The sequence below is a fragment of the Rhizobium sp. SRI_017 genome (assembly GCF_057586295.1).
Genome location: NZ_JBYCZP010000129.1, coordinates 1 through 212 on the forward strand (window position 1 = coordinate 1; position 212 = coordinate 212).

Here is a 212-nt window from a genome sequence, read left to right on the forward strand (position 1 = left end):
CCGGAGCTGGAGTTTCCGCCCTGGCTACCGGAGCGGCCAGATGCGAAGGCGTTGGCAGACTGCCACCGTTGACGGCGCGATGCAGGTTGTCGAGCAAAGCTGCACTCACAGCGTCATGATCGCCATTCGGCGTATCGAGAAGGGCGCGCATGTGATCCTGCGCCGACAGGACCGCCGAGACGAGTTCCTGGGTGGCCGGAACATCGCCTTTG

Annotated in this window: 1 pseudogene; it reads right to left on the reverse strand. The window is 64.2% G+C overall.

The features are described from left to right. Positions 1-212, reverse strand: a pseudogene (locus AC2YI2_RS35350) (chemotaxis protein CheA); the annotation flags it as partial.